The 18546-nt window shown below is 51.5% G+C and carries 26 protein-coding genes and 1 tRNA gene; 8 read left to right on the top strand and 19 right to left on the bottom strand.

The annotated features are described in order from the left end of the window. Nucleotides 1–547 precede the first annotated feature (547 nt). Nucleotides 548–955: a type II toxin-antitoxin system PemK/MazF family toxin gene (locus PJU73_RS00325; RefSeq protein WP_237090271.1), complete on the top strand. Its 408-nt coding sequence runs from the start codon at nucleotides 548–550 to the stop codon at nucleotides 953–955. Here the strand turns inward: PJU73_RS00325 and PJU73_RS00320 are convergent. From PJU73_RS00320 to tpiA, 13 genes are all read right to left on the bottom strand, one after another. Next, nucleotides 931–1614, bottom strand: a complete 684-nt coding sequence (locus PJU73_RS00320; RefSeq protein WP_237090272.1) for a KilA-N domain-containing protein — start codon at nucleotides 1612–1614, stop codon at nucleotides 931–933. The genes PJU73_RS00325 and PJU73_RS00320 overlap by 25 nt on opposite strands. Further along, nucleotides 1611–1919: a helix-turn-helix domain-containing protein gene (locus PJU73_RS00315; protein ID WP_237090273.1), complete on the bottom strand. Its 309-nt coding sequence runs from the start codon at nucleotides 1917–1919 to the stop codon at nucleotides 1611–1613. Before PJU73_RS00315 ends, PJU73_RS00320 begins: the two co-directional genes overlap by 4 nt. Before the next feature lie 2 nt (nucleotides 1920–1921). Next, nucleotides 1922–2131: a helix-turn-helix transcriptional regulator gene (locus PJU73_RS00310; RefSeq protein ID WP_237090274.1), complete on the bottom strand. Its 210-nt coding sequence runs from the start codon at nucleotides 2129–2131 to the stop codon at nucleotides 1922–1924. Between the two features lie 179 nt (nucleotides 2132–2310). Continuing rightward, the gene (locus PJU73_RS00305; protein WP_237090275.1) at nucleotides 2311–3162 is read right to left on the bottom strand and encodes a hypothetical protein; all 852 of its coding nucleotides are present in this window, start codon (nucleotides 3160–3162) and stop codon (nucleotides 2311–2313) included. 104 nt (nucleotides 3163–3266) lie between these two features. Further along, nucleotides 3267–3620, bottom strand: a complete 354-nt coding sequence (locus tag PJU73_RS00300; RefSeq protein ID WP_237090276.1) for a helix-turn-helix domain-containing protein — start codon at nucleotides 3618–3620, stop codon at nucleotides 3267–3269. Continuing rightward, the gene (locus PJU73_RS00295) at nucleotides 3617–3925 is read right to left on the bottom strand and encodes a type II toxin-antitoxin system RelE/ParE family toxin (protein WP_237090277.1); all 309 of its coding nucleotides are present in this window, start codon (nucleotides 3923–3925) and stop codon (nucleotides 3617–3619) included. Before PJU73_RS00295 ends, PJU73_RS00300 begins: the two co-directional genes overlap by 4 nt. A 206-nt stretch (nucleotides 3926–4131) precedes the next feature. Beyond that, the gene (locus PJU73_RS00290; protein ID WP_237090278.1) at nucleotides 4132–4443 is read right to left on the bottom strand and encodes a helix-turn-helix domain-containing protein; all 312 of its coding nucleotides are present in this window, start codon (nucleotides 4441–4443) and stop codon (nucleotides 4132–4134) included. 262 nt (nucleotides 4444–4705) lie between these two features. Further along, nucleotides 4706–5074, bottom strand: a complete 369-nt coding sequence (locus tag PJU73_RS00285; RefSeq protein ID WP_237090279.1) for a helix-turn-helix domain-containing protein — start codon at nucleotides 5072–5074, stop codon at nucleotides 4706–4708. Between the two features lie 2 nt (nucleotides 5075–5076). Continuing rightward, on the bottom strand, nucleotides 5077–5361 hold the full coding sequence (locus PJU73_RS00280; protein WP_237090280.1) for a type II toxin-antitoxin system HigB family toxin: 285 nt from the start codon (nucleotides 5359–5361) through the stop codon (nucleotides 5077–5079). Between the two features lie 88 nt (nucleotides 5362–5449). Next, the gene (locus PJU73_RS00275) at nucleotides 5450–6670 is read right to left on the bottom strand and encodes a tyrosine-type recombinase/integrase (RefSeq protein WP_237090281.1); all 1221 of its coding nucleotides are present in this window, start codon (nucleotides 6668–6670) and stop codon (nucleotides 5450–5452) included. A 220-nt stretch (nucleotides 6671–6890) separates the two neighbouring features. Continuing rightward, a tRNA-Leu gene (locus PJU73_RS00270) sits at nucleotides 6891–6976 on the bottom strand. A 17-nt stretch (nucleotides 6977–6993) separates the two neighbouring features. Then, nucleotides 6994–7356, bottom strand: coding sequence for a preprotein translocase subunit SecG (secG, locus tag PJU73_RS00265; RefSeq protein WP_237090282.1), 363 nt, complete (start codon nucleotides 7354–7356; stop codon nucleotides 6994–6996). A 6-nt stretch (nucleotides 7357–7362) separates the two neighbouring features. Further along, nucleotides 7363–8136 (bottom strand): triose-phosphate isomerase, encoded by a 774-nt coding sequence (gene tpiA, locus PJU73_RS00260; RefSeq protein ID WP_237090283.1) that lies wholly within the window; start codon nucleotides 8134–8136, stop codon nucleotides 7363–7365. Nucleotides 8137–8324: 188 nt separating this feature from the next. Between tpiA and msrC the strand changes: the two genes are divergently transcribed. From msrC to moaA, 4 genes are all read left to right on the top strand, one after another. Beyond that, nucleotides 8325–8825, top strand: coding sequence for a free L-methionine (R)-S-oxide reductase MsrC (gene msrC, locus PJU73_RS00255; RefSeq protein WP_237090284.1), 501 nt, complete (start codon nucleotides 8325–8327; stop codon nucleotides 8823–8825). A 97-nt stretch (nucleotides 8826–8922) separates the two neighbouring features. Then, on the top strand, nucleotides 8923–9579 hold the full coding sequence (locus PJU73_RS00250; RefSeq protein WP_237090285.1) for a protein-L-isoaspartate O-methyltransferase family protein: 657 nt from the start codon (nucleotides 8923–8925) through the stop codon (nucleotides 9577–9579). Nucleotides 9580–9705: 126 nt separating this feature from the next. Then, nucleotides 9706–10032 carry a rhodanese-like domain-containing protein gene (locus PJU73_RS00245; protein ID WP_237090286.1) on the top strand — a complete coding sequence of 109 codons (327 nt, stop codon included), beginning with the start codon at nucleotides 9706–9708 and terminating at the stop codon, nucleotides 10030–10032. Nucleotides 10033–10040: 8 nt separating this feature from the next. Continuing rightward, nucleotides 10041–11015: a GTP 3',8-cyclase MoaA gene (moaA, locus tag PJU73_RS00240; RefSeq protein WP_237090475.1), complete on the top strand. Its 975-nt coding sequence runs from the start codon at nucleotides 10041–10043 to the stop codon at nucleotides 11013–11015. A gap of 214 nt (nucleotides 11016–11229) precedes the next feature. Here the strand turns inward: moaA and PJU73_RS00235 are convergent, their stop codons facing one another. The 4 genes from PJU73_RS00235 to PJU73_RS00220 form a co-directional block, all read right to left on the bottom strand. Further along, nucleotides 11230–11664, bottom strand: a complete 435-nt coding sequence (locus tag PJU73_RS00235) for an ExbD/TolR family protein (protein ID WP_237090287.1) — start codon at nucleotides 11662–11664, stop codon at nucleotides 11230–11232. 4 nt (nucleotides 11665–11668) lie between these two features. Then, nucleotides 11669–12328 (bottom strand): MotA/TolQ/ExbB proton channel family protein, encoded by a 660-nt coding sequence (locus tag PJU73_RS00230; RefSeq protein WP_237090288.1) that lies wholly within the window; start codon nucleotides 12326–12328, stop codon nucleotides 11669–11671. 198 nt (nucleotides 12329–12526) lie between these two features. Continuing rightward, the gene (locus PJU73_RS00225; RefSeq protein ID WP_237090289.1) at nucleotides 12527–13435 is read right to left on the bottom strand and encodes an energy transducer TonB; all 909 of its coding nucleotides are present in this window, start codon (nucleotides 13433–13435) and stop codon (nucleotides 12527–12529) included. A 291-nt stretch (nucleotides 13436–13726) separates the two neighbouring features. Continuing rightward, nucleotides 13727–14173 carry an Rrf2 family transcriptional regulator gene (locus PJU73_RS00220; RefSeq protein ID WP_237090290.1) on the bottom strand — a complete coding sequence of 149 codons (447 nt, stop codon included), beginning with the start codon at nucleotides 14171–14173 and terminating at the stop codon, nucleotides 13727–13729. Between the two features lie 186 nt (nucleotides 14174–14359). On the opposite strand from PJU73_RS00220, the gene PJU73_RS00215 reads away from it, so the two are divergent. Together PJU73_RS00215 and PJU73_RS00210 are read left to right on the top strand one after the other, a co-directional pair. Then, nucleotides 14360–14725, top strand: a complete 366-nt coding sequence (locus PJU73_RS00215) for a hemerythrin domain-containing protein (RefSeq protein WP_237090291.1) — start codon at nucleotides 14360–14362, stop codon at nucleotides 14723–14725. 43 nt (nucleotides 14726–14768) lie between these two features. Next, on the top strand, nucleotides 14769–15926 hold the full coding sequence (locus PJU73_RS00210; protein ID WP_237090292.1) for an NnrS family protein: 1158 nt from the start codon (nucleotides 14769–14771) through the stop codon (nucleotides 15924–15926). A 756-nt stretch (nucleotides 15927–16682) separates the two neighbouring features. Here PJU73_RS00210 and rpmA read toward each other — a convergent pair. Both rpmA and rplU read right to left on the bottom strand, forming a co-directional pair. Further along, nucleotides 16683–16955 carry a 50S ribosomal protein L27 gene (gene rpmA, locus PJU73_RS00205; protein ID WP_237090293.1) on the bottom strand — a complete coding sequence of 91 codons (273 nt, stop codon included), beginning with the start codon at nucleotides 16953–16955 and terminating at the stop codon, nucleotides 16683–16685. A gap of 28 nt (nucleotides 16956–16983) precedes the next feature. Further along, complete coding sequence (rplU, locus tag PJU73_RS00200) at nucleotides 16984–17292, bottom strand: 50S ribosomal protein L21 (RefSeq protein WP_115225383.1); 309 nt, start codon at nucleotides 17290–17292, stop codon at nucleotides 16984–16986. A gap of 277 nt (nucleotides 17293–17569) precedes the next feature. Between rplU and PJU73_RS00195 the strand changes: the two genes are divergently transcribed. Beyond that, nucleotides 17570–18544: a polyprenyl synthetase family protein gene (locus tag PJU73_RS00195; RefSeq protein ID WP_237090294.1), complete on the top strand. Its 975-nt coding sequence runs from the start codon at nucleotides 17570–17572 to the stop codon at nucleotides 18542–18544. Nucleotides 18545–18546: the final 2 nt, after the last annotated feature.

The raw sequence follows: 18546 nt of genomic DNA, 5'->3' as shown, positions 1-18546 counted from the left end.
GCGGCGGGCAAAGGGCAAAGGGTGGAAAACCGGCAAACAGAACCGGCAAGGCATGGCCTTACTTTGCCCCTGCCTACCATTGAAAGAGATAATGCAAGGGATAGCGCAAGCGTAAAAAATCCGCTTTGTCCTGATGGATTTGGGCGGCTGCTTGCCTGTTTGTTCAGCTTTCCACGGCTGGTGTCTGCTATCGAACAGACAGCCGTATTATTGCCCGATTGCGCCGCCTGCTGCAAGGGCTGCACGGCGGGAATTTGCAAAGGTGTTGATTGGGTTGGGGTTTTAGTTTGGCGGGTCAGGCTAAGGCCGTCTGAAAAGCGGGTTAGGCTCTCTGTATGCTCTGCGTTACACTGGGATAGGCTTGGTTATACTTGCCATTTCCGGTTGCGGCGGGCATAATGTGCATGTTTCCGGTAGCCATACCGGTAGGAATCTGATTCCCGAAAGGTTGAATCAGTCGCCCCGCAAAGCGATTAGCAAGCCTAGCGGGGTGTTTTCATTTCAGGCCGCCTTGTTGCGGCTTTTTGCTTGCCCGAAAAGGTGCTTTATGCCGCTTCCTGATTTTTACTACCCTAAACAAAGCCATGTTTTACGCTGCGATTTCAGGGGTTTTGTCGCTCCCGAAATGGTTAAAGTTCGCCCCGTGGTGGTGGTTTCTCCATCTGCCCGCCATGGTTCTAAGCTCTGTGCGGTTGTGCCGCTCTCTACTACCCCGCCTAATCCTGTCTGCCCGTGGCATATCAAACTGTCCAAAAATCCAAATCCGCTTGAAACTGATGATGTGGAAGTATGGGCAAAGTGCGATATGCTCTATACGGTCTCATTTGCCCGCTTGGATAAGTTCCATAGAAAAACCCGTAACGGTCGTGAATATCTGTCGCCGCCAATGAATCATGACGATTTTCAGCGGGTGCTTGACGGTATCAGGGCTTATCTTGGCTTGCAGGCCGTCTGAAAAGCGGGGTTATACGGTGCGGCCAGTTTGAACAACAAGGCTTTTCGCTCCTGATAGGGTATGCTCTGCCCGATTAGGGCGGCGTTACGGGCTTCCAAACGGGCTAATGCGGCAAGCTGGTGTTGGTTCAGGCTGTTGCGGTCTAGGGCTTGGCGGCGGCCTGTCAGGGCTTCGTTGCACAATAAGGCTTCGTTGCTGTAATGGTGGCTCTGCGTGGCTTTGCCCTCTGCCTGCCGTTTCGCCTGTAGGATTTCGCTCATCACTTGATAGCCGATTTTGCTCGCCTCCCGTTCGCTCTGCCATGATTTGCCTTGGCGGATAAGGGTATCGATTTGTTCATCACACCATACGGCAAATTCCACGTTACACCAGCGGGCAAAGGCTACGGCTAATTTCGGGTGCAGCCATGTACCGCCGTTATTGCCTCGCCTGCTTCTGATAAAGCTGCTTTTTGTAATACGGGAAAATCCCGTATTTGAAATTACCTGTTTTTCTTCTTCACGTTTGCACAAGGCGGCTATGTATTTCTCGGTTTCGGGTAGCCGTAACCATTCATAAACCTGCTTGCCGAACATGGCCGCTATTTCGGTGGCGTTGAACCATGCTTCGCCGTTGGTCGTCAGCGGGGTATCGTGATAGTTCAGGGTAATGGTATTCATGCGGCCGCTCCTTTCTCCGACACCAGCGAAAAGCTGCCCCGTTTAACGGTTTTGCCGTGCTTGTTGATGTGCGGCTGCATGGTGCAGGCGATGTGATAACCGGCATCCCGCAACTCTTTGATGCGGGCGTGAAAACCGATAATGCCCATCTGTGCGCCTTGGTAGCTTGTCAGGCTCTGCCCGCTCTTCAAGACGGCTAGGATTTCGCTGCATTGCGAATCAGGGGCAAATTGGGTATGATGGCGGCCTGCTGGTGTGTGGCCGTCTGAAATGCTTTGTGTGTTTCGGGCGGTTTTGTTTTGCATGGTTACGCTCCTACACGCTCGGCGGCCAGTTTGTCGATATAGGCGGTTATTTCGCTTGCTAGCCAGCCTGTGGCATTGGCGGAAATTTTAAAGGGCTTGGGAAAGTCGGCTCGGTAATGGCGGCTCTTGGGATTGCACCAGTTCCATACGGTGGATTTGGAAACGCCGAATGTTTGGGCGACTGCTTCGGCTCGTTGGATTGTGTTTGTCATGCTGTTACCCCTTTCTATCGGGTTGGTTTCGATGGGGTAATTATGGGGCTTCCTGATGAATAAGCTGTTATGCGGAAACGGGAAATTTCCGGTGTTTTGAAATTATCTGAAAATGAAGAAAAAATGATGTTTTCGCATAATGCAAAAAAACGCCCGCAATGGGCGTTTGGTATTTTTAATCAATTTGCCGTTATGGCATGATGAATATTGCTTTGTGTATTGGAATAGTTGCCCGCCGGTATTGCTATGCTGGCGGTTTTTTTTCGGCTTTTGATAATGTTTGGCGTTATCCTGATGCCGGTTTTATCTTTTTTGATGATTACGGTTTTTTCAGTTTCTGCAATTTGAGTTTTCAAATGGTCTATTTCTTGCTTAATGCCGTTTTTATTGGCTGCAATGTGTTTTCTGAAAAACTGATAATCGGGAAATTCTTTTAATTCTCCAATGGGTTGAATGATGTCGTACAGGTTGGAAATAACACCTATTCTTACTGAACTGATGTCTATATCCAAGTGATAGTAAACAGCCGCCATAATCCGTTTGATTGCCTGTACTTCACGCCCAAATGTGCCGTGTGTAGGTAGGCATTCTAGGTAGGTCAGCCGCTTTTCTTCTATAGCTCGCATTTCTTTTAGCTCTTGCCGCTGCTGCTCTGATATGGGGATTTTCATTAATTCCCATGCGTCTAATTGCCTCCTGATGCCTTGGTCAAACAGCCTTAATTCGGTTTTTACTGTCGGCTGCCTGCCGTTTTTTAGCGGGGATAATGTCAGTATGCCCAAAACAATCGAATAGGCGCATAGTGATAATTTTCTTTGCCATTCGATAGGGGGCGTTGAATTGCCATCAAATGGGGAAAGTCGTGCTGTAACAATTTCTATAAGCAATTTAATGATTTTTTCCAGCTCTTCTTTCAGGGTATCTGTTATCGTTTTTCTTTCATCTCCAAACAGTTCTAGTTGCTTTGGGGTGTTTAAATATCTAGGTGTGTGATGTATTACGCTCAATCCTGCGAAAGAATCGATTAGCATTAAACAACGGCCTTATATTTCCCCTGTTTTACTACACCGGCAAAGCGGGGAAACTTTGCGGCCTTTTGGCTGGTGTAGTAGTGAATTAGTAGGCTCTCCTGCCTTTACAGCTCGTTCAGCAGCTCCGGCCGCTTATCAATCAATTTCAACAGAGTAGCGGCCGCACCGCTGGGCATACGCCGCCCCTGCTCCCACGCCCTCAAAGTAGCAGGGCTGATATTCAAGGCGGCGGCAAATTTAGCTTGCGATAGGCCTGTTTTGTTTCGGGTTTGGGCGGCTGGGCTGATATTGATTTCGGTAATACGGCCGATAATGCCGTCTTTGGCGCATTGCAAGGCCTCTTTCAGACTGTTGATAATAACGACAGCTTCCGGGTCGTCTGCAATAACAGCGGCTGTTACAGCGTCTATATCGATATTGGCAAACGCTTTAGACAAGGCTTGTTCTGCTTGTTTCATGATTTATTTCCTTTCAATGCTTTGATTTCTTTTGGGCTTAGATTTTCTTTTTCGCTTTTGCTGTATATGTCGGCAACGTAAATAAAGCCGTCTGAAAGCATATTGAAATAGATAACCCTAACTCCTCCTCTCTTTCCTCGTCCTGCTAATTTCCATCTGATTTTGCGTAACCCTCCACCATTTGGAATAACATCACCGGCAAGCGGATTAAGGGCTAAGTATGTAAAAAACTCCAAACGCTGTTCTATTGTGAACAAATCAGCAGCCTTGGTTTTGAATGAGACTGATTCAACAATGGTATACATGCAATTACCTTTTTCTGTTCGTATTAATCATACTTCAATGTAGTAATTAATGCAATGTATTACAATATTCATGTGTTTCTATATTTTCGCCAAAACGCCGTTTTTACGGCCTTTTTCCTGATGATAGGGAAAAGGTATCACCAAGCGGGGCAATGTGCCTTGTGCTTCAAATTCGGGGCGGTAATATGGGTTTTCAGACGGCCTGCTTATGCGATGGCTTCAATGCCTTTGTTTTTAACCAAGGTCAGCAGTTTTAGGGCTGCGCCGCTGGGTTTCTTTACGCCCCGCTCCCATGCGGAAATGTTGTTTTTGCTGATGTTCAGATGAATGGCAAAGGCGGCCTGTGTCAGCTCTTCACGCTCTCTGATGGCTTTGATGTCGGCGGGCGCGAGCGGCTCTATTTGGGTCAGGCATGATTTATCAAATTTCCGCATAGTGGCGGTGCCTATCGCTCCTGCTTCGTGCAGGTCTTGCATGGTTTCGTGAATGGCTTCGGAAACTTCGCTTTTGTATTTCATGGCTGCATATCCGTTAATACCTATGTAATTCTAGGTATTATATGCGTGATGTTTTCAGACGGCAACAGACGGGATAAAACGCTATTAGACTGCTGCGATGGCTGATTATACAAACGGTGTATAAAAGCGTATAACGGCCAAATAAAGCACCGGCTGCGTGGCTGGTGTTTGCTCCCTGCGTTTGCTATGCGTTTGCATTAGCCCCTTGTTTCAGACGGCCAACCTATGCAATGGCTGATTTCCGTTACGTTCTCGGTTCTGTTTAAAGCTGTATCAGCAATTCGGCTGGAATTTTTAAGCCGTGATGCAGCTTTCTAATCATGGTAAGGCTCAAGGGGCGTTTTCCGCTCAATACTTCGCTTACTTTGCTTGGGCTGCCTAGATACTGCTGCATGTCTTTTTGGGTCAGGCCGTTTTGTTCCATGCGGAAATGAATAATTTCAAGCGGGGTAATGGTGTCTGTATTGATTTTGTGGTGTTTCTCTTCATAGGCGGCAATAAGGGCGGCTAAGGCTTGCAGCTCTAAATCATCATCTGTATTGGGGGCGGGGTTTAAATCCATTAATTCATCTAAACGGCTTAATGCCGCTTCGTGGTCTTGGGCGGTCTTGATAATTTTCACGGTATCCATTTTTAAAATTCCTTTTTGCTGTATTCTGCGTGTGTACCTATCCATTCGATTCTTACAATGCCGTTAATGTATCGGACTTTGACAACAAGCCTGTAATGGTTGCCCCGTATGTTGAAAATAACTCGGTTATCGGCTAGAAAATCTGCGGTTTGGTAAACGGCTTTAATGTCGTGCGATGTCTGCCAGTTTTCACGTTCTACATCTGCCAGCCATGTTGTCAGGGCTTTACGGCTGTCGGCATGTTTTGCCATAAATGCGGTTATTTTCTGCTTGCCTAAGATTTGCATTGCTGTATTCCTTTTTTGGGAATTATACACTTATTTCCCATTTAGGGAATGGAAATAAAACACCAGCAGGCGGCTGGTGTCTGCATTTTCAGACGTCCTTTGTTTCGCCGTCTGCTTCCAGCATGGCTAGGGCTTGGTGGTATCGTTCACGCAAATAGTCGCTGTACCATGCCATCATTTCTTTGCGTTCCGCCATATAGTCGGCTCGGTTGTATGCCGCTCTGATTCGGTTGCTTTCTTCATGCGCAAGCTGCCGCTCGATTGCGTCGGGGTTGTAGCCCTGCTCGTTCAGTATGCTGCTGGCAAGGCTGCGGAAGCCGTGCGGCGTTACCCGACCTTTATAGCCCATGCGTTCGATAATGCGGCTTAATGTTGCATCACTGATAAAACCTGTTGTCTGCGTGCGGCTGGGGAAAAGATACGGAGTATTCCTGCTCAAGCCGTGCAGCTCTTGCAGAAGTTCAAGCGGCCAATCGGCCAGCGGGATAATGTGCGGGCGTTTCATCTTCATGCGCTCGGCGGGGATTGTCCACGTTCGGGCTTCAAAGTCGATTTCATGCCATTGCCCGCCTCTTAGTTCGGTATTGCGGGGAAACACCAGCATAGTAAGCAGCATGGCTATACGGTTTTTATGGTCGATGTCGGCGGTTAACAAAGCGGCATAGAACGTCGTCAGTTCTTCACGGGGCAAGGCGGGCATATGGCTAACCGCTTTTTTCTCAAAATGCCCTCTAAGCGGGGCGGCTGGGTTGCGGTCGGTCAGCTCCAGCTTGGCTGCGTGTTGATACACTGCCCCTATCCATTGCCTGATTTTTTCCGCCGTAACCGTTGCACCCCGTCCGACAATATCCGCCAGCAGGTTTTTCACGTCGGCTACTCTGATTTCGTCAATCGGCTTATCCCCAAGCTGCGGAAAAACGTCTTTTTCCAGCTCGGCCATGATACGGGCGGCATGGTTGGGCTTCCAACGGTGCAGGTTGTCTTTGTGCCACTGCCTCGCCAAATGCTCAAAGGTATTCAGCAAGGCCGCCTGTTTCTCTTTCTTGGCCTGCTGCTTGGCTGCGGCGGGGTCTATTCCTGCCGCTATGCTTTTACGGGCGTTGTCGGCTGCTTCACGGGCTTCTACCAGCGAAACGGCGGGGTATTTGCCGATTGATAGTAGTTTTTCCTTGCCGTTGATGCGGTATTTCAGCCGCCATAGCTTCCCGCCCGATGGGGTAACAGCCAGATACAGGCCGCCGCCATCTGCCAGTTTGTAAGGCTTATCGGCGGGCTTGGCATTCTTGATTTGTCGGTCGTTCAGGGGCATTTGGGGGTATTTTTTCAGGGGTATTTTGAGACACCCCCAAATATACCCCCAATTTATGCTTGGTTCAATTAGACGGCATTAGATGATATTAGACTGAAAATAGAAAATCGGAAAGCAGGCAATCAGGCTGAAAGCCTTGCGGGTTGGGGGTTTGGTCGATTGGATTAGACGGTATTAGATGTAAAAAAACCGCCTGAAAATCAGACGGTTTTTCTGTTGATGGTGCCGACATCGAGACTTGAACTCGAACGACCTAGGGTCACTACCCCCTCAAGATAGCGTGTCTACCAATTCCACCATGTCGGCATTAAAGTTAAACTGTATTACTGCTGCTGAGGTTGCGGTGCAGCAGGTTGGGTATCGGTTGGGGTATCCGAAACTGCTTTGGTCTGAACCGGTGCGCTTTGTTTGACATTGCTGAAGTCCAAACCGTGGCGGGTTGTGTTGGAGTGAATATACACCATTGCCATGCAGGTTGCAAAGAAAATTGTAGCGGCGATTGCGGTTGTGCGGCTTAAAAAGTTGGCGTTGCCGGCCGAGCCGAATACGCCTTGGGCGCTGCCGCTGCCCGAACCGAAGGTTGCACCTGCGTCTGCGCCTTTGCCATGTTGCAGCAACACCAGCACGATAACAGCCAGTGCGGCAATGATATTGACAATCCAAATAACGGTTTTAAAGGCTTCCATAATTCTCTACGCAGCTTGTGCGGCATCAATGATGGCGGTAAACGAGTCGTACGACAATGAAGCTCCGCCAACCAGCGCACCGTCAACATGAGGCACGGCGAAAATATCTGCGGCGTTCTCCGCTTTCACGCTTCCACCGTAAAGGATGCGGATTTTAACAGACTCGCCGCACAAAGACAAGATTTCTTTGTGAATAAATCGGTGCATATCGGCGATTTGTTCGACTGTGGCGACTTTTCCGGTGCCGATGGCCCATACCGGCTCGTAGGCGACGGCAATATTTTGGGTGTCCAAGCCTTTGAGAATGGAGAGTTGGTGGGCGATAACGTCTTGTTCTTTACCGGCTTCGCGCTCTTCCAGACTTTCGCCGACACACAGTAGGGGAATCAGGCCGACGTTGAGGACGTTTTCCATTTTGCGGCGTTGGATTTCGTTTTTTTCGCCGAAATAGAGACTGCGTTCGGAGTGGCCGATTAAGACGATGTCTGTGCCGATGTCGGCCAGCATTTCGGCGGACACTTCGCCGGTGTAGGCACCGTTGTTCGGGAAACGGCTGACATCTTGGGCGCAGGTCAGAATGCGGTTGTTCAGCACAATCTGCATGGCGTTGTGCAGTTGCAGCAGATAAACGGTCGGTGCCGCCAGTCCGATCAGGACTTTTTCGGCGGTCGGCATCACTCGGAAGCGGTGCATCAAGGCGTTGTTGCTTTGCAGGCGGCCGTTCATTTTCCAGTTGCCGATGACCCATTTTTGGTCCCACATGCCGATTTCGTGATACATTTTCCTATGCTCCGGATGATTTTGGTTGTTTGTTGCGAAGTGTAGTTTATATGGCGGCGATATGCAAGATTCGTTTGCGGCGGGGCGGTTTTTCAGACGGCCTCGATATGGGAAAAGTGTTTGTGCTGCGCTTTCGGGTTTCGACGGATTTCTCTATAATCAGGGCTTTCTGTTTGAGGTGGTACGATATGCATACGGTCAATGTTACGGCGGCGGATAAGGCGGAACGTTATCGGGAAGTTTTGCCGCAGATTGAATGTGTGATTGCGGACGAAACCGATCTGATTGCCAATCTTGCCAATACGGCGGCGGTTTTGAAGGCAACGTTCGGCTGGTTTTGGGTCGGTTTTTATCTGATTGACCGGCGGCGCAACGAATTGGTTTTGGGGCCGTTTCAAGGGCCGCTGGCCTGTACCCGTATCGGTTTCGGTAAGGGCGTGTGCGGTCAGGCGTGGGAGAAGAGGGAAACGGTGGTGGTGGAAGATGTGAACCGCCACCCCGGCCATATTGCCTGCTCGTCGCTGTCGCAGTCGGAAATCGTCGTGCCGCTGTTTGATGCAGACGGGCAATGTTTCGGCGTGTTGGACATCGACGACGACAAGCTGGCACAGTTTGACGACACCGATGCGGTTTATCTGGCGCAGCTTGCCCGAATGCTGACGCAGGCACACGCTCGTCAGGCCGTCTGAAAATACGGTTTTCAGACGGCATCAAAGCAGCAAAGCGGCGATAATTGGATTATAATTATTCTTTCATTTGACATTATTTTGAGCAACGGAGCAGACGATGAACTTTGAACAGGCACGTTTCAATATGGTAGAACAGCAAATCCGGCCGTGGGACGTGTTGGATTTTGATGTGTTGGACGCACTGATGGAAATCCCGCGCGAACGGTTTGTTTTGCCCGAACACCAAGGATTGGCCTATTCCGATTTGGAACTTCCGCTGGCCAACGGCGGCAAAATGCTCGAACCGAAAGTCGTTGCCCGCTTGGTTCAAGGCTTGAAACCAAGCGCCGCCGAAACCGTGTTGGAAATCGGCACCGGCTCGGGTTTCGCCACCGCCCTGCTCGCCAAACTGGCGGGGAAAGTGGTCAGTTGCGACTGCGACCATGCGCAGCAGCAGGCGGCAAAAACCGTGTTGGACGGCTTGGATTTCGCCAACATCGACTATGTGCAGAACAATGGTTTGAGCGAACCTTCGCAAGGCGGCCCGTTTGACGCAATCTATGTCGGCGGCTCGCTGCGCAGCGTTCCCGAAAGCCTACTGGCGCAGCTTAAAGACGGCGGAAGACTGGTTGCCGTTATCGGCAAAGCGCCGGTGCAGCACGCTGTATTGCTGACCAAAAACGGCGATACAGTGCAGCAGAAAGTCTTGTTCGACACCGCCGTTGCGCCGCTGAACGATACCGCCGCCGATCCGTTTGACGACTTTGATTTTTAAAGCGGCACCGACCACCGACACCAAGGCCGTCTGAAAACCGTTTAACAATATAATATTTTTGTGAAATAACCCAAAGCCATTTTTCAGACGGCCTGTCCCACCCTTTCACACACACATCACACCGCCATGAACATTACCCAACTGCCCGTTACCGAGCTGCAACGCTGGCAACAGCAAGGTCAGGCCTTTCATCTGCTGGACGTGCGCACCGATGAAGAAACCGCCGTCTGCGCCCTGCCCGACGCACTGCATATTCCGATGAATCTGATTCCGCTGCGCCACAACGAGTTGCCCGACGACGGTCTGCCGATCGTCGTCTATTGCCACCACGGCATCCGCAGCCTGCACACCGCCATGTATCTGGCCGATGCGGGTTTCGACAATCTTTACAACCTCCAAGGCGGCATTGACGAATGGGCGAAACAGATTGCCCCCGACATGCCCCGCTACTGACCGCCGCCATGCTCACCGACTCTTTCGGCCGCACAGTCGATTACCTGCGCATTTCCGTAACCGACCGTTGCGACCTGCGCTGCACCTATTGCCTGCCCCAAGGGTTTAAAGGCTTTGCCGTTCCCAAAGACTGGCTGACGATTGAAGAACTCGCCCGTGTCGCCGCCGCCTTTGCCCGCCTCGGCACCAAACGCTTCCGCCTCACGGGCGGCGAACCCCTGTTGCGCAAAGGCTTGGCCGACCTTGCCGCCGAAATCAGCCGCCTGCCCGGCGTGGAAGACATTTCGCTCACCACCAACGGCACGCAACTCAAACAACACGCCCAAGCCCTGCGCAACGCCGGTGTCAAACGGCTCAACATCAGCCTCGACAGCCTGCGCCGCGACTGCATTACCCACATCACCGGAAGCGACTGTCTGCCTCAGGTTTTGGAAGGCATCCAAGCCGCCCAAAACGCCGGTTTCGAACGCATTAAAATCAATATGGTGCCGCTCAAAGGCATCAACGACATCGACTTGGACGACATGGTCGCCTTCTGCATCCGCCACGGTTTTATCCTCAACCTGATTGAAGCCATGCCGCTGGGCGCAACCGGCCAAGCCCACGCCAAAGTCAGCCTCCAACCCGTCCTAACCGAGCTGCAACAGAAATTCGACCTGCTGCCGCTGAAAGAAACCATAGGCGGCGGCCCTGCACGCTACTGGCACAGCAGCAACAACGGTTTCACCCTCGGCCTGATTACCCCGATGAGCCAACACTTCTGCGCCACCTGCAACCGGGTTCGCCTTTCCGCCACCGGCAACCTCCACCTCTGCCTCGGCCAAGAAGACAAAGCCCCGCTGCGGGAACTCTTGCGCAGCGGCTGCAGCGACAACGAACTCGACCACCATATCCGCCAAGCCGTGTTACGCAAACCCGAAAAACACGAATTTGTCGAAAATCCCAAAAAAATCATTCGGGTAATGGCGCTGACCGGCGGCTGAAGATAGGGTATGATGGATAAATTCCGTCCGCTTTTCAAAATGTATAGTAAATCCACCAAATTGGTAGCACATTCCAAACTCAACACGCCCGCCAGACCCCAAAAATACCGTTTTCAAACCAATTCCCGTTCCGCACCAACAAAAAATGCCGTCTGAAAATCCGATTCTGCACTGCAGAACCTGTTTTCAGACGGCATGGCTCAAGCTGTCCGGCTTATTTTGCTTTGGTTTCGGTTACAAAACCGACTTTGCTGATTCCGGCTTCCCGGACTGCGCCCAAGGCTTGATTGACGTAGTCGTATTCCACTGTTTTATCGGCGGCGATGGCGACTATCGTTTCTTCGTTTTCCGCCTTGGCGGTTTTCAGACGGCCTGCCACTTCTTCCAAACTCAATCCGGTGGCGGATTCTGCGCCGAAATAGTATTTGCCGTCGGCATCAATGGTCAGGCGCAGGGGATCGGTGGGCTGCCGGTCTTTTTTCGCCGCTGATTCGGAAGCAGTCGGTAGGGAAAGTGGAATGGAATGGGTCAGAACCGGCATGGTAATCATAAACACAATCAGCAACACCAGCATTACATCGACCAGCGGCGTAACGTTGATGTCGGCCATCGGCTCGTTATCGCCGGAATTCATCGGGCCAAATGCCATAATTTTAATCCTTTTGGTTCAACAGACGCACATGCAGGTCGTGGGCGAAAGCGTCCAAATCCTGCGTCAGCGTTTTTTTGCTGCGTGAAAGAAAGTTGTATGCCAATACGGCGGGAATGGCGACAAACAGGCCGATTGCGGTGGCGATCAGGGCTTCGCCGATCGGGCCGGCCACGGCGGCAATGCTCATTTGGCCGCTTTGGCTGATGTTGATTAAGGCATGGTAAATGCCCCATACCGTACCGAACAGGCCGATAAACGGGGCGGTTGCGCCGATGGATGCCAACGCTGTCATGCCGCCGTCAAAACGGCGCATAATCTGACTCATACTGTTGTGAATGCTGCCGACCAGATATTCGTTGAGCGGCAACGCTGTCGCCAGCGTGCCTTTGCCGCCTTGGCGGTAGCTTTGGAACGCACTCACCGACTCTTTGGTCAGCAGGGCAATCGGGGCGTTGATGCTGCCGACTTTTTGCGCTGCTTCGTTCAGGGTAAAAGCGTCCATCACGATTTTTTTGGCCGCCGCATTGCCTGCTTTGGCTTTGCTGTAGCTGACCAGACGGATAATAATCACGCTCCAGGTAACCACGCTCATCAGCAGCATCAATAAAAACACGCTAATCAGGACAAAATCGCCTGTTTCAAAAACCATTCCAAGATTCATTGTTTTTCCAACTCGTTAAAAAATAAAATTAAAAATCCTGCTGGGACGCAACCAGCACCATAAAGCGGACAACGCCCCACAACATCAAGGCAACCGACAGCAGCAGCGACAAGGCTGTTGCCCAAAAAAACATATCTGCCACGATTTTTCCCTTTTCTCTATCATTATGCAGACGCAGCGCTGCCCGATATTGCCGTTTTACGGAAGACTGAACCGTACCGGCACACGGAATTTCGTCCACACACCAGCGGAAAAATGGCCGGACTGCGCCGCTTTTTTCGCCGCACGGTCAAGGCGCGGGAAGCCGCTGCTCTTGGCAATGTCCACCGATGCCACTTTGCCGCCCGGTGCAACCAATACCGATAAAACCACTGTGCCTTCTTCTTCGTTTTCCTGCGACAATGCCGGATACGGCGGGGTCGGAATCGAACCGGAAGCGCTGACCGGATTGCTGCGACTGCTGCCCGGTCCGTCGCCGCTGCCTGAACCGCTGCCACTGCCGTGACCGCCTTTGCCTTCGCCTTTTCCGCTGCCCTCGCCTGCGGCATCGCCCTGCCCTTTGCCCGCACCTTTGCTGCTGTCGGCATGAGCGGCTTTGCTTTCACCGCCGCCGCTGCCTTCGGCCTTAGCCGCCGCTTTCGGCTCGGCTTCGGCTTTGGGCGCAGGTTTGCTTTCTACTTTCGGCTCGGGTTTGGGTTCGGGTTTCGGTTCAGGCTTAGGCTCGACTTTGGGCTTCACCGGCTCTGGTTTGACTTTCTCAACCGGTTTCGGTTTTTCAATCGGTTTCTCTTCTTTTTGACGGATATCCGCTTCGGCCTTTTTGGTTACTACCGGCTTGATAACCGGTTTTTCAGGCTTGGGCTGGACTTTAGGCTTAGGCGGTTCGGGCTGCGGTTTCGGCTGGGGCTTAGGCTGCGGCGCAACCGGCTCTTGCGTTTCCGAACCGCCGCCACCCGCTTCCATACCGCCCATGTCGAAAAACTCGATATGCTCGAGTTCGGCCAGTTTCGGCTCGCGTTGATGCCACAGCAGCGCCACCAGCCCGATATGCAGCAATCCGACTAAGGCGACAACTGTGGGTTTGAAAATTCGGTCTTGATTATTCATAGTTTGCGTATGGTAATAGCAATTATTATTATTTGCAAACTTTTTTCGCATTTATGAAAATTTTTTTCAATAAGCGTTTACGTCAAACAGCCGGTTTTGGGTTTGATTAGCTTGCTCTTATTGCTTCAACATATTGTTATAACATACAAAGTTTTTTAAAAACAAACCGAGGCCGTCTGAAAATCGGGTTTTCAGACGGCCTGTAAAAAAATCGGTGGGTTGCGCTCAGGCAACATGGAAATATTGAAAACAGCGGTTCAATGCGCCGCTCCTGTTTACCCGCACCCTTGGCTATTCTTCGGCATTAATGGGAATTTTTGAGAAATACAGTAAATCGTAAGTCGGCTTGTTGAGCAAATCGGCCAGCGTGAAACCGTCCAAATGATTGAAAAAAGACCGAATCGCCCCGCTCACGATGCCGACCAAGCGGCACGACGGGGTCAGCAGGCATTCGTTGTTTTGCCCCATACATTCCACTACCTGCATGGGTTCGAGATAGCGGACAACAGCGCCGATATTGATTTTTTCGGCGGGCATCGCCAGTTTCAAGCCGCCGCCCTTACCCCGCACGCTGGACAAAAAACCGCCTTTAACCAAAGTGGTTACCACTTTCATCAAATGGCTTTTGGAAATATTGTAGGTTTCGGCAATGGTGCTGATATTGACCAGCGCATCATTGTTGATGGCGGTATAAATCAACACCCGCAAACCGTAATCGGTATGTTGCGTCAAATACATCTTGTAAAATCCGTCTCTTTTTGCCACCGGCGGCAAAACGCAGCTTGCGCTTTTTTTGTTCCGATGGCTTTTCTCTCTATTATTTATGGCTTGCCGCAAGTTGCCGGTTTGACTTCATGCGGCAATAAGTTTCATAATATATGAAACTTATTAAATAATCCAACACAAATCCACAAAAGGTGCACCATGCAACCCTTAAAACGCCACCCGAAACTGATTCAGATTTCCCGCGAACATCATCACTCGCTGGCTTTGTGCGTGCGTATTCTGCGTATGCCGTCTGAAAACCACCGCCACGAAATCGAACCGCACATTATTGAATTAAAAGAACATTTCAAAGAGGAGGAGCAACAGTTCGCCCCGCATTGGCAACATATTGCGCCCGAGCTGCGCCAACGCTTTGAACACGACCACGCCAAACTGCGTGCGGCAATGGCTGCGCCCGACTACGACAGCGAAGCGTGGAACACAGATTTCGCCCAAACCCTGCGCGACCATGCCCGTTTTGAAGAACGGGAACTGTTTCCCGCCATTGAGCCGTATCTTGACTAAAGTGCATTCACGATAAATCCCAAAAATTCAAGGAACACACACCATGAATACCTTTTTCCGCCACCCCGTTTGGGCCATGGCATTTCGCCCGTTTTACCTGCTGGCGGCGCTGTACGGCGCATTGTCGGTATTGCTGTGGGGCTTCGGCTACCAAGGCACGCCCGAATTGCCCGGTTTTTACTGGCACGCCCATGAAATGATTTGGGGCTACGCCGGACTGGTGGTTATCGCCTTTCTGCTGACCGCCGTCGCCACTTGGACAGGACAGCCGCCCACCCGAGGCGCTATGCTGGCGGGTCTCGCCGCCTGCTGGCTGCTGGCACGCCTCAGCATCTTTATTCCCGGCTGGGGTGCCGCCGCTTCAGGCATATTCGGCACGCTGTTTTTCTGGTACGGCGCATTCTGTATGGCATTACCGGTATTCCGTACCCGCAACAAACGCAACTATGTTGCCGTATTCGCCATTTTCGTTTTGGGCGGCACACACGCCGTGTTCCACCGCCATTTAAACCCGTTTGACCCCGCCGCCCTGCTGACCGGATTGCAATCCGGCCTGATTATGGTGTCCGGCTTTATCGGCTTTATCGGCACCCGAATTATTTCCTTTTTCACCTCCAAACGGCTCAACGTGCCGCAAATCCCCAGCCCGCAATGGGTCGCCCACGCCGCCCTGTGGCTGCCGATGATTACCGCCATGCTGATGGCACACCAAATCCTGCTGCCCCTCGCCGCCCTTGCTGCCGCCGCTGCCGGTGTCATCAGCTTGGTGCAGGTGTACCGCTGGTGGTATCGAGATGTCTTGAAAGAACCCATGCTGTGGGTTTTATTCGCCGGCTACGCCTTCACCGGCTTGGGTCTGCTCGCCGTCGGCATTGCCTATTTCAAACCGGCATGGCTCAATTTGGGCGTACACCTGATCGGTGTCGGCGGTATCGGCGTACTGACCCTCGGCATGATGGCACGCACGGCGCTCGGCCACACCGGCAACGTCATCTATCCGCCGCCCAAATCCGTACCCGTCGCATTCGGGCTGATGATTGCCGCCACACTGGTGCGCATACTCGCCACCTTTGTCAGCGGCACCGCCTACACCCACAGCATCCGCTGCTCCGCCGCCCTCTTCGCCGCCGCCCTACTGCTCTACGCATGGAAATACGCCCCGTGGCTGCTGCGGCCGAGAAAAGACGGCCGTCCGGGCTGATAAGATAAAACACAAAGGCCGTCTGAAAATCAGGTTTTAGCTACGCAGAAACTCGTTACCCTCGTTTTCAGACGGCTTTGCTTAGTGTGCCTTTACCCAACAAGAACGCTTGATTTGTTGGGATTTATAGTGAGTTAACCAAAAAAATATACAACCCAAGTGAACCATCCTTCCCGCCAGCGGGACGGGGAACGGTGTGCAGCGTGCTTGCCCCAAGTACACATGTGTTCTTTAAACTCCACATGAATGCCGTCTGAAAACGAGCAAAGCAAGTTTCTGCGCAGCTAAAACCGCAGGTTTCGCCAAAACGAGCAAAGCGAGTTTCTGCAAAGCTAAAATCAGATTTTCAGACGGCTTCGACATAAAGTGCGTGCTTTGGTGCGTACCCTACAAGTACCGGATTAAATGGTATGGATTATTCAGTTAATCCACTATAGTAAATTGACTTAAGAAAGAGTACGGGTACGGGGCGCAGGTTGGGTCGTGCACCAACATAATTGATGTGAAATTTCACGAACCCGTGCATGCTTAGGCATGCACTCTACTGAGTTTGGCGTAGCGTGCGTACCACAGCACGCACAGGTTCGGTGAATTTCACATCATAACTGTACCCCCTTGCCTTGTTCTCTTTTTTAAGTGAATCCACTATAATCAATCAACCGAATTGCCGGCACATTCCAAACTCAACACGCCCGTCATTCCGACCAGCGCAAAAAAGCCGCACTCAACAGTGCGGCTTTTTTTAATCGCTGCGGATTATTCGTCAGAACCGGTGTAAGGGCGGATGCTGACGGTTTTACGGTTCAGCGCGCCTTTGGTTTTGAATTCAACGTAACCATCAACTTTGGCGAACAAAGTGTGGTCTTTGCCCATGCCTACATTGTCGCCGGCGTGGAATTTGGTACCGCGTTGGCGGACGATGATTGAGCCTGCCGGAATCAGTTCGTTGCCGTAGGCTTTAACGCCCAGGCGTTTGGCTTCTGAATCGCGACCGTTGCGGGTGCTACCGCCTGCTTTTTTACTTGCCATTTTTAAATACTCCTAAATTTGCTCAAAATTAGGCGATTGCCACGATTTCGATTTGGGTGAAATTTTGACGGTGGCCTTGGCGTTTTTGGTAGTGTTTGCGGCGGCGCATTTTGAAAATGCGTACTTTTTCGCCGCGACCGTGGGCCACTACTTTAGCAGTTACTTTTGCGCCTTCGATAAAAGGTGCGCCTACTTTTACAGATTCGCCGTCAGCAATCATCAAAACTTCTGTCAGTTCGATTTGGCTGTCGAGTTCGGCTGGTATCTGTTCTACTTTCAATTTTTCGCCAACGGTAACTTTGTATTGTTTACCGCCGGTTTTTACGACCGCGTACATACTCAACTCCATGAGAATTTTGGTTAATCATGCGCACATTGATTGTGCGAACCGAGAATTATATGTTTGTTTTTCTGTATTGTCAAAAGTTTATTGGCGGCGGCGGGCGGATTGGTGTTTCGCTGCAACAGGCGGCTGCACGGTTACAGCGAAACCGGTTTTCAGACGGCCTGAAGCGGTTGCCCGCTAAAAAAATGCCGTCTGAAAAGATGTGTAAAGCCGTCTTTGCTGCTATAATCTCCCGCTGCGTTTTATCGTGAATTGAAGAAACTCTGCCATGCTTGAAAACCTGCCTTATTTCCAAAAACATCTGTCGGACGACTTGGCCAAAGTCAATGTGGTCATCAACCGTGCCGTGCAGTCCGACGTGGCGCTGATTTCCCAAATCGGCACGTATATCATCAGCGCCGGCGGCAAGCGGCTGCGTCCGATTATGACGATTTTAGCGGGCAAGGCGGTCGGCTATGACGGCGACGAGCTGTATTCGCTGGCGGCGATGGTGGAATTTATCCACACTTCCACGCTGCTGCACGATGATGTGGTGGACGAAAGCGAGCTGCGCCGGGGGCGTAAAACTGCCAATAATCTCTTCGGCAATGCCGCTGCGGTGTTGGTGGGCGACTTCCTTTACACCCGTGCGTTCCAACTGATGGTCGGTTCGGGTAGCATGAAGATTTTGGAAGTGATGGCGGACGCAACCAATATTATTGCCGAAGGCGAAGTGATGCAGTTGATGAACATCGGCAATATCGACATCACCGAAGCAGAATATGTGCAGGTTATTCAGTATAAAACGGCCAAACTGTTTGAAGCCGCCGCCCGTGTCGGCGCTATTTTGGGCGGGGCAACGCCCGAACAGGAACAGGCATTGAAAGACTACGGGATGTATGTCGGCACAGCGTTCCAAATCATTGACGATGTGCTGGATTATTCCGGCGACACCGAAGAAATCGGCAAAAATGTCGGCGACGATTTGGCCGAAGGCAAGCCGACCCTGCCGCTGATTTATCTGATGCACAACGGTTCGCAGGCTGCCGCCGAAGATGTCCGCCACGCCCTGCAGCACGCAGACCGCAGCTATTTTGACAAAATCCACCGCCATGTGGTCAATTCCGAAGCGCTGCCCTACTGCATCGCCGAAGCCCGCAAAGCAGTGGACAAAGCCATCGAGTCGCTGGCAATATTACCCGACAACGAGATTACCCAAGCCATGCGCGGCCTTGCCGAACAGTCTCTGGCCCGTGTATCGTAAGA

This window comes from Neisseria lisongii (assembly GCF_028463985.1).
In the GTDB taxonomy this organism is placed as follows: Bacteria; Pseudomonadota; Gammaproteobacteria; order Burkholderiales; family Neisseriaceae; genus Neisseria; species Neisseria lisongii.
The sequence above is the reverse complement of the archived record's forward strand: the minus strand, read 5'-3'. Positions and strand labels throughout refer to the sequence as shown.

What these genes read in the sequence shown, in the direction of transcription:
- PJU73_RS00325 (WP_237090271.1), top strand. Translation starts at nt 548, where the DNA reads ATGCCGCTTCCTGATTTTTACTACCCTAAACAAAGCCATGTTTTACGC.
- PJU73_RS00320 (WP_237090272.1), bottom strand. Translation starts at nt 1,614, where the DNA reads ATGAATACCATTACCCTGAACTATCACGATACCCCGCTGACGACCAAC.
- PJU73_RS00315 (WP_237090273.1), bottom strand. Translation starts at nt 1,919, where the DNA reads ATGCAAAACAAAACCGCCCGAAACACACAAAGCATTTCAGACGGCCAC.
- PJU73_RS00310 (WP_237090274.1), bottom strand. Translation starts at nt 2,131, where the DNA reads ATGACAAACACAATCCAACGAGCCGAAGCAGTCGCCCAAACATTCGGC.
- PJU73_RS00305 (WP_237090275.1), bottom strand. Translation starts at nt 3,162, where the DNA reads ATGCTAATCGATTCTTTCGCAGGATTGAGCGTAATACATCACACACCT.
- PJU73_RS00300 (WP_237090276.1), bottom strand. Translation starts at nt 3,620, where the DNA reads ATGAAACAAGCAGAACAAGCCTTGTCTAAAGCGTTTGCCAATATCGAT.
- PJU73_RS00295 (WP_237090277.1), bottom strand. Translation starts at nt 3,925, where the DNA reads ATGTATACCATTGTTGAATCAGTCTCATTCAAAACCAAGGCTGCTGAT.
- PJU73_RS00290 (WP_237090278.1), bottom strand. Translation starts at nt 4,443, where the DNA reads ATGAAATACAAAAGCGAAGTTTCCGAAGCCATTCACGAAACCATGCAA.
- PJU73_RS00285 (WP_237090279.1), bottom strand. Translation starts at nt 5,074, where the DNA reads ATGGATACCGTGAAAATTATCAAGACCGCCCAAGACCACGAAGCGGCA.
- PJU73_RS00280 (WP_237090280.1), bottom strand. Translation starts at nt 5,361, where the DNA reads ATGCAAATCTTAGGCAAGCAGAAAATAACCGCATTTATGGCAAAACAT.
- PJU73_RS00275 (WP_237090281.1), bottom strand. Translation starts at nt 6,670, where the DNA reads ATGCCCCTGAACGACCGACAAATCAAGAATGCCAAGCCCGCCGATAAG.
- secG (WP_237090282.1), bottom strand. Translation starts at nt 7,356, where the DNA reads ATGGAAGCCTTTAAAACCGTTATTTGGATTGTCAATATCATTGCCGCA.
- tpiA (WP_237090283.1), bottom strand. Translation starts at nt 8,136, where the DNA reads ATGTATCACGAAATCGGCATGTGGGACCAAAAATGGGTCATCGGCAAC.
- msrC (WP_237090284.1), top strand. Translation starts at nt 8,325, where the DNA reads ATGCATACGGTCAATGTTACGGCGGCGGATAAGGCGGAACGTTATCGG.
- PJU73_RS00250 (WP_237090285.1), top strand. Translation starts at nt 8,923, where the DNA reads ATGAACTTTGAACAGGCACGTTTCAATATGGTAGAACAGCAAATCCGG.
- PJU73_RS00245 (WP_237090286.1), top strand. Translation starts at nt 9,706, where the DNA reads ATGAACATTACCCAACTGCCCGTTACCGAGCTGCAACGCTGGCAACAG.
- moaA (WP_237090475.1), top strand. Translation starts at nt 10,041, where the DNA reads ATGCTCACCGACTCTTTCGGCCGCACAGTCGATTACCTGCGCATTTCC.
- PJU73_RS00235 (WP_237090287.1), bottom strand. Translation starts at nt 11,664, where the DNA reads ATGGCATTTGGCCCGATGAATTCCGGCGATAACGAGCCGATGGCCGAC.
- PJU73_RS00230 (WP_237090288.1), bottom strand. Translation starts at nt 12,328, where the DNA reads ATGAATCTTGGAATGGTTTTTGAAACAGGCGATTTTGTCCTGATTAGC.
- PJU73_RS00225 (WP_237090289.1), bottom strand. Translation starts at nt 13,435, where the DNA reads ATGAATAATCAAGACCGAATTTTCAAACCCACAGTTGTCGCCTTAGTC.
- PJU73_RS00220 (WP_237090290.1), bottom strand. Translation starts at nt 14,173, where the DNA reads ATGTATTTGACGCAACATACCGATTACGGTTTGCGGGTGTTGATTTAT.
- PJU73_RS00215 (WP_237090291.1), top strand. Translation starts at nt 14,360, where the DNA reads ATGCAACCCTTAAAACGCCACCCGAAACTGATTCAGATTTCCCGCGAA.
- PJU73_RS00210 (WP_237090292.1), top strand. Translation starts at nt 14,769, where the DNA reads ATGAATACCTTTTTCCGCCACCCCGTTTGGGCCATGGCATTTCGCCCG.
- rpmA (WP_237090293.1), bottom strand. Translation starts at nt 16,955, where the DNA reads ATGGCAAGTAAAAAAGCAGGCGGTAGCACCCGCAACGGTCGCGATTCA.
- rplU (WP_115225383.1), bottom strand. Translation starts at nt 17,292, where the DNA reads ATGTACGCGGTCGTAAAAACCGGCGGTAAACAATACAAAGTTACCGTT.
- PJU73_RS00195 (WP_237090294.1), top strand. Translation starts at nt 17,570, where the DNA reads ATGCTTGAAAACCTGCCTTATTTCCAAAAACATCTGTCGGACGACTTG.